This window comes from Brucella sp. RRSP16 (assembly GCF_052246815.1).
GTDB lineage: Bacteria > Pseudomonadota > Alphaproteobacteria > Rhizobiales > Rhizobiaceae > Brucella > Brucella intermedia.
Genome location: NZ_JBQQAM010000009.1, coordinates 225098 through 231847, shown reverse-complemented (window position 1 = coordinate 231847; position 6750 = coordinate 225098). Strand labels below are relative to the sequence as shown.

Genomic DNA, 6750 nt, shown 5'->3' with positions numbered 1-6750 from the left:
AAATCCTGTCAGCGCCTCGTCTGCGGTGCCGGGCTTCTAGATCAGTCAAACCAACCTGTCAACCACTTTTTTCGAAGAAAATCACAAACTTAATCGAAGTTCTTTTCTTCTAACATCAACAAGACTCAATGCCCCGTCAACGCCGCCAGCCTACCAACACCCAGCATCTCTGCCAGACACCTTCAACCAACTCCAAGGACGCATCAGCCTGCCGCTTGCGGCGCCGCCGCCCTCGTTGTGGCGCCATATAGACCCCACCAAACAAAACTGTCAACGACCAATCATAACTTTTTCCAAAAATTCTTTCCACAGGCAGCAGAGAAAAAGGGCCACTCAAAGCGGCCCTATATATTAAGCGTCGATCCCGCTTCACGCAGAGAGCCACCCCATGCGGTCCGCCACGTCATTGGCAAGTGCACGCACGCGCCTGCCCATGTCTTCGATAATATCGGGGCGAGCCTCGGCAGCCATCATCGACAAGGCGATCCCGGCCGTGGGATGGAACGGCCGGTCGCAGATCGCCGCGCCAATGCAGAACATGCCTTCGCGCAACTGGCCGTTATCCAGTGAATAGCCTCGTGCCTTTACTTCCGCCATCTCCGCTTCCAGGACCTTGAGAGACGGCGCACTGGCCGGAGTGATCAGTTCCGGCCATTCGGAGGGCAGGTGACGGGCCAGTTCCTGCGGTGACATCGCGGCCAGCATGGCCTTGCCGGTCGCGGTAAAGACAGCCGGAACCCGCATGCCGATGCGGAATGTGATACCGAGAGGCGCGGTCGAATTACGGCAGGACAGGTAAATGACCTCCGGGCCTTCCAGATGCGAGAGCGTCAATGTATGCGCGCCAAGGCCTTCCGCCTCTGCCACCGCCTCATGAAACGCATCGACAATGTCGCTGCCCGCCATGAACACATTGGCCCAGCGCACCGATTGCGATCCCATCGTGAAGCTTCCGTCGCCGTTGAGCTTCAAGAGCTTGAGATGCACCAATGTCTGGCAAAGCCCATGCACACTGCTTTTCGGCAAGCCCGTGCGGCGGGCAAGATCGGAAAGCTTGAGCCCGTCCGCAGAACCCTTGCCGCCTTCCTGCGCGGATTTTGCAATCTGATCCAGAATTTGAGCCGCGCGCATGACCGCTGGAACCAGTTTCTGGGAACCCTCTTCGTCGCTCGCCGTTTTCGTCATAGCCTTGCCATTCACCTGATCGACCGCCTGATTAACCGTTTGACTTTGGTAATGACGGCCTGTTTAATTCAAAATACCGTAAGCTGTTCAGTATACTGAACATGCTTTCTCTGCAAGACTGGGATGGAAAACCACTATGCTCGCTTTGAAAGACCCTTCGCTGCTCAAATCGCAATGCCTCGTTGACGGGCGCTGGATAGACGCCACGGACGGCGCCAAGATTGACGTGACCAACCCGGCAGACGGTTCGGTCATCGGCACTGTTCCCTCTCTTTCTGTCGCGACCATCAAGGAAGCCATCGACGCTTCCGCAAAAGCTTTCCCGGCATGGGCCGCTAGGACCGCCAAGGAACGCGCCGCCATTCTGCGCAAGTGGTTCGACCTGATCGTTGCTAATGCCGACGATATTGCTCTTATCATGACATCCGAACAGGGCAAGCCGCTTGCCGAAGCGCGCGGCGAGGTTCTTTACGCGGCATCGTTCATTGAGTGGTTCGCTGAAGAGGCCAAGCGCGTCTACGGCGACACCATCCCTGCCCCGCAGACCGGGCAGCGCCTGACCGTCATCCGCCAGCCGGTCGGCGTCACCGCCGCAATCACCCCATGGAATTTCCCGGCGGCGATGATCACCCGCAAGGCAGCACCGGCGCTGGCTGCCGGCTGCACGATGATCGTTCGCCCTGCGGACCTGACTCCGCTGACGGCGCTGGCGCTGGGTGTTCTCGCCGAAAAGGCTGGCATTCCCGCCGGGGTCCTGCAGATCGTTACCGGCAAGGCGCGCGAAATCGGCGCCGAGCTGACGAGCAATGAAACGGTGCGCAAGCTTTCCTTCACAGGGTCCACCGAAGTCGGTCGCCTGCTGATGGCGCAATGCGCGCCGACCATCAAGCGCATCTCGCTGGAACTGGGCGGCAATGCGCCGTTCATCGTCTTTGACGATGCCGATCTAGACGCAGCCGTCGATGGCGCGATGATTTCCAAATATCGCAATGCGGGACAGACCTGTGTCTGCGCCAACCGCATCTATGTGCAGCGCGGAATTTACGACAAGTTCGCCGAAAAGCTCGCGGCCAAGGTCAAGGAACTCAAGGTCGGCAATGGTACGGAACCGGGCGTCGTCATCGGGCCGATGATCGAGCCCAAAGCCATCACCAAGGTCAAGGCCCATATCGATGACGCCCTGTCCAAGGGAGCGAAGCTCATCACCGGCGGCAAGGAACTGGGTGGCCTGTTCTTCGAACCGGGCGTGCTGACCGGCGTGACCACCGACATGGTCGTGGCGAGGGAAGAAACCTTCGGCCCATTGGCCCCGCTCTTTGCCTTCGATACGGAAGAAGAAGTCATCGCGATGGCCAATGACACGATCTTCGGGCTGGCAGCTTACTTCTATACGGAGAATTTCAGCCGCGCGATCCGTGTGAGTGAGGGGCTGGAATACGGCATGGTCGGCCATAATACCGGGCTCATTTCCAACGAAGTCGCGCCGTTTGGTGGCGTGAAGCAGTCGGGCCTCGGTCGTGAGGGCTCCAAATACGGCATCGATGAATATCTCGAAACCAAATATATTTGCAGCGCCTACAAGCGTTAGCAAAAGCCGGTTTCCAGTCCGTTCCCGAACTGTCCGGTGCAAAGCAGTATCAAAGAGGATGGCGCGCATTGTTCGCGCCATCTTTTTTATCTATAGACGGTGTAATCGCTAATATGGCTTTCGCCGAAGATAATCCGGAAAATATATGCTGCGCCGCCTTTACGACTGGACGATTTCGCTTGCCGCAAGAAAATCCGCCGAATGGTGGCTGGCCATCATCGCCTTCGTGGAAAGCTCCGTCTTTCTCGTACCCGCCGACGTCCTGTTTCTACCGATGGCGCTAGCAAGGCCGGAGCGCGCCTGGCGCTACGCCTTCATTGCCACGGTTTCATCCGTCCTCGGCGGCATTGCAGGCTGGTATCTGGGCTATCACGCCTATGAACAGATCGCCAAGCCGGTGCTCGAAATGTACGGCAAGCTCGACACGTTCGAGCAATTGCGCGGCACGACCAGCGCCGACGCGATCCTGTTGATGCTGATCACCTCCGGCCTCGCGCATCTGCCGCCAATAAAGGTGGTGACGATCCTGTCCGGTGCAGCGGGCATCAATATCTGGCTGTTTATCGCATCGGCGATCGTGGCGCGCGGCGCACGCTTCTTCTTCCTGGCCTGGCTGCTGCGCCGCTACGGCGAACCGATCCGTCATTTCATCGAAAAGCGCCTGGGCCTGATCGCGAGTATGGTGGCGGTTGCCCTGATTGCGCTGTTCTTTGCTGTGAAATACCTTCACGCCTGAGCGGTTCGCCCAAACTCGGTCAAAATGAACTGCTTGGAAACAAGGCAGATTTTTCGCTTAGATATATCCAGAGCACCTTTTCAGGGAATCCCACATGGCGTTTGCACTCAATAATCCGGTCGGCAAAACACAGGCATGGACCGCGGGCATAATGACCATCGGCCTTGCCGCAACCGTCGGCACGGCGCTGGGTTTCGAACATCTGGCTGGCTTCATGCCCTGCAAGCTCTGCCTCGAACAACGCACGCCTTATTATATCGGCGTTCCGGTTCTGGCGGCGGCGTGGGTCTCCTACGGCCTGAAATGGCCCCCGATCCTGACGCGCGGCCTGATTCTCATCGGCGCGCTGCTGATGACCTACGGGCTGGCGCTTGCGATCTACCACACAGGCGTCGAACTGAAATACTGGCCCGGCCCGATCGATTGCAGCGCCGCAACCATGAAGGTCACGCTGGATGCGGGCAATCTTCTGAGCGACCTCAATTCCACGCGCCCACCTGCATGCGATAGCGCGCCGGGCCACTTCCTCGGCCTGTCCTTTGCCGGATGGAACGTCGTCGCAAGCCTGCTCTTTGCAGCGATCGGCTACTACGGCGCTTTTGCGAAAAGTGGGAAGTAAGAGCGGAAAACTAAAGGAATCAAGGCTCCAGTTCGACATCCCAGTACAGAAAATCGAGCCAGCTGTCGTGCAGATGGTTGGGAGGGAAAAGGCGTCCGTTATTGTGCAGGTCCTGCACTGTCGGCATGACCGGCTTCTGGCGCGGCCACATATGCGCGACGGCGGGCATCATGCCGCCCTTGCGCAGATTGCATGGTGAACAGGCGGCGACCACATTTTCCCACGTCGTCTCGCCGCCATGGCAACGCGGGGTAACGTGATCGAAGGTCAGGTCATGCGGCGATCCGCAATACTGGCACTCGAAACGATCACGCAGGAAGACGTTGAAGCGGGTGAACGCGGGATAACGCGGCGGCTTCACATAATCCTTCAGGCAAATGACGCTCGGAACGCGCATGGAAAACGATGGCGAGGAAACGATGTGATCGTATTCCGCCACGATATTCACGCGTTCAAGAAACACCGCCTTGATCGCATCCTGCCAGGACCAGAGCGAGAGGGGGTAATAGCTGAGCGGGCGATAATCCGCGTTCAGAACCAGCGCGGGCAAGCCACTGGTCGAGACGGTTCTGGGTGAGACGGCAACAGTCAAGGGCGCACCTCCTTCAGAGCAACTCCGAAAAAGGGCGAAATGGCTCTCCATGCGGAATTGCGCTTCTCATCGAAGCGCCGCGCGTCCATTTGGGCGCAACAACGACGCTCCAATCTCATGAAGACGGTGCGGCGATGCGCAGACAAATCAAGCTTCTGCGAATCGAAATACCGTCATCAGCCGATGTGGATAATGTAAGCCCGACGTGACAGGATTGTGAAGCGGAAACGCATTTATGCTTCGGGAAACACGCAAGATTTACAGAAGCGGCGCAGCCTCGCGTCCCTTGATGGCGGCATAATAAGCCCAGAACAATCGCGCCGCCACGCCCCGCCACGGCGCCCAGTCTTCCGCAAGCTTGCGAAGCGCCACTGCATCGGGCCGAGCCCCGTGCGCAAAGGCATGGCCGACAGCGGTCTGCAACGCCACATCGCCCGCCGGAAACACGTCCGGATGACCGGCTGCAAACAGCAGATAGACCTCCGCCGTCCACGGGCCGATGCCCTTGATCGCCGTCAGTGCTGCGATCGCTTCCCCGGCAGGGAGTTCGCAAAGCCCGTGCAGGTCGAGGCCATCCCGGGCAAGCGCTTCGCTCACAGCCAGAAGCGTTCTCTGCTTTGGCCGCGAGAGACCGGCAAAACGCCAGGCCTCCTCCCCGCCCGCAATATAGGCTTCCGGCGTCAGCGGATCGATTGCCTGTTTCAGACGCGCCCAGATCGCAGCCGCGCTGGCCGTCGATACCTGCTGCGCGACAATGATCGAGGCGAGACTTTCAAACCCGGGTTCCGACCGGCGCAGCGGCACCGCATGGGAGCGGCTGCGAATATCGGCGAGCCGCGTATCGGCGAGAACCAGCGCCTCCAGCCCGGCTTCAATATCGCTCAATGTATCGATCCGCCGCATCCCCTGGCCTTTCATTTCTGCGACGGGCACCGTACCAATGGAATCAGATGACAATCAACTGACATCGGCAACTGACATCGGCAACTGACCCCGGCAACTGACCCCGGCAACTGACATTGAACCTGCCATGACCCAACCCGTATTTCGCTTTGCTCCCAGCCCCAATGGCCAGTTGCATCTTGGCCATGCCTATTCCGCCCTCCTGAATGCGGACATGGCGGCAAAGAGCAACGGACGTTTTCTGCTGCGCATGGAAGATATCGACACCGCACGATGCACGCCTGTGCTGGAGCAAGGCATTTACGACGATCTTCGCTGGCTTGGCCTGACATGGGAAACCCCTGTGCGCCGCCAGTCGGAACATTTTGGCGAATATCGCAATGCTCTTACCAAACTTGCCGACAAGGGCCTCGTCTATCCTGCCTTCCTCAGCCGGGGCGAGGTTCGCGAGCAGATCGGCGAAGCTTTCGCCAAGGGCGAGGAATGGCCATCCGACCCGGACGGGACGCCGCTTTATCCGCAGGGCGAACGCGATCTGACCGAAAAGGAACAGATGGAGCGTATCGCCTCGGGCATGCCCTATGCGTGGCGGCTCAATATGGATAAGGCGCTGGGGGCAATTGCCGCCGCAGGCGACCCGCTGTTCAAGCCCCTGACCTGGAATGAAAGCGGTGCGGGTCCGGATAATGAAACGGGATGCGTCGTCGCCGACCCCGCCCGCTGGGGCGACGTGGTGATTGCGCGCAAGGACACGCCGACCAGCTATCACCTTTCCGTAGTGGTGGACGATGCCCTGCAAGGCATCACCCATGTCGTGCGCGGGCGCGATCTGTTTCACGCGACATCCGTGCACCGGCTCCTGCAGAAGTTGCTCGGCCTGCCGGAACCGCTCTATCATCACCATGATCTGGTGCTGGGCGACGACGGATTGAAACTGTCGAAAAGCCGCCGGGATACCGCGCTCGCATCGCTGCGTGAACAGGGCTTTACCCCGGACGATATCCGCGCCAAGTTATCGCTATAGAAGCTATTTTCGCCGCAGCGTCACAGATGATGTGCCCGCGCCCCGATTGACGAACGCACGTCAAAGCGGTTCAAAGGCGGCATGACGGCTGGCACTGAAGAGT

The 6750-nt window shown here is 59.1% G+C and carries 7 protein-coding genes; 4 read left to right on the top strand and 3 right to left on the bottom strand.

The window, feature by feature from the left end; genetic code table 11:
- Positions 1-369 precede the first annotated feature (369 nt).
- On the bottom strand, positions 370-1185 hold the full coding sequence (locus ACS5UA_RS16105) for an IclR family transcriptional regulator (RefSeq protein ID WP_443101514.1): 816 nt from the start codon (positions 1183-1185) through the stop codon (positions 370-372).
- Between the two features lie 136 nt (positions 1186-1321).
- Between ACS5UA_RS16105 and ACS5UA_RS16100 the strand changes: the two genes are divergently transcribed.
- From ACS5UA_RS16100 to ACS5UA_RS16090, 3 genes are all read left to right on the top strand, one after another.
- The gene (locus tag ACS5UA_RS16100; RefSeq protein WP_176074766.1) at positions 1322-2773 is read left to right on the top strand and encodes an NAD-dependent succinate-semialdehyde dehydrogenase; all 1452 of its coding nucleotides are present in this window, start codon (positions 1322-1324) and stop codon (positions 2771-2773) included.
- Between the two features lie 145 nt (positions 2774-2918).
- The gene (locus ACS5UA_RS16095; protein WP_113463416.1) at positions 2919-3509 is read left to right on the top strand and encodes a YqaA family protein; all 591 of its coding nucleotides are present in this window, start codon (positions 2919-2921) and stop codon (positions 3507-3509) included.
- 94 nt (positions 3510-3603) lie between these two features.
- Positions 3604-4128: a disulfide bond formation protein B gene (locus ACS5UA_RS16090; protein ID WP_021587952.1), complete on the top strand. Its 525-nt coding sequence runs from the start codon at positions 3604-3606 to the stop codon at positions 4126-4128.
- A gap of 19 nt (positions 4129-4147) precedes the next feature.
- On the opposite strand, the gene ACS5UA_RS16085 is transcribed toward ACS5UA_RS16090, so the two are convergent.
- Both ACS5UA_RS16085 and ACS5UA_RS16080 read right to left on the bottom strand, forming a co-directional pair.
- Positions 4148-4720 carry an HNH endonuclease gene (locus tag ACS5UA_RS16085; RefSeq protein ID WP_006473253.1) on the bottom strand — a complete coding sequence of 191 codons (573 nt, stop codon included), beginning with the start codon at positions 4718-4720 and terminating at the stop codon, positions 4148-4150.
- A 258-nt stretch (positions 4721-4978) separates the two neighbouring features.
- A complete protein-coding gene (locus ACS5UA_RS16080) occupies positions 4979-5623 on the bottom strand; it encodes a DNA-3-methyladenine glycosylase family protein (protein WP_443101517.1) in 645 nt (214 codons plus the stop codon).
- A gap of 127 nt (positions 5624-5750) precedes the next feature.
- On the opposite strand from ACS5UA_RS16080, the gene gluQRS reads away from it, so the two are divergent.
- Entirely contained in the window at positions 5751-6647 is an 897-nt protein-coding gene (gluQRS, locus tag ACS5UA_RS16075; RefSeq protein WP_443101513.1) for a tRNA glutamyl-Q(34) synthetase GluQRS, read from the top strand.
- Positions 6648-6750: the final 103 nt, after the last annotated feature.

Excerpts from the sequence above, each read along its gene's own strand:
- ACS5UA_RS16105 (WP_443101514.1), bottom strand. The coding sequence starts at position 1,185 with ATGACGAAAACGGCGAGCGACGAAGAGGGTTCCCAGAAACTGGTTCCA.
- ACS5UA_RS16080 (WP_443101517.1), bottom strand. The coding sequence starts at position 5,623 with ATGCGGCGGATCGATACATTGAGCGATATTGAAGCCGGGCTGGAGGCG.
- gluQRS (WP_443101513.1), top strand. The coding sequence starts at position 5,751 with ATGACCCAACCCGTATTTCGCTTTGCTCCCAGCCCCAATGGCCAGTTG.
- ACS5UA_RS16100 (WP_176074766.1), top strand. The coding sequence starts at position 1,322 with ATGCTCGCTTTGAAAGACCCTTCGCTGCTCAAATCGCAATGCCTCGTT.
- ACS5UA_RS16095 (WP_113463416.1), top strand. The coding sequence starts at position 2,919 with ATGCTGCGCCGCCTTTACGACTGGACGATTTCGCTTGCCGCAAGAAAA.
- ACS5UA_RS16090 (WP_021587952.1), top strand. The coding sequence starts at position 3,604 with ATGGCGTTTGCACTCAATAATCCGGTCGGCAAAACACAGGCATGGACC.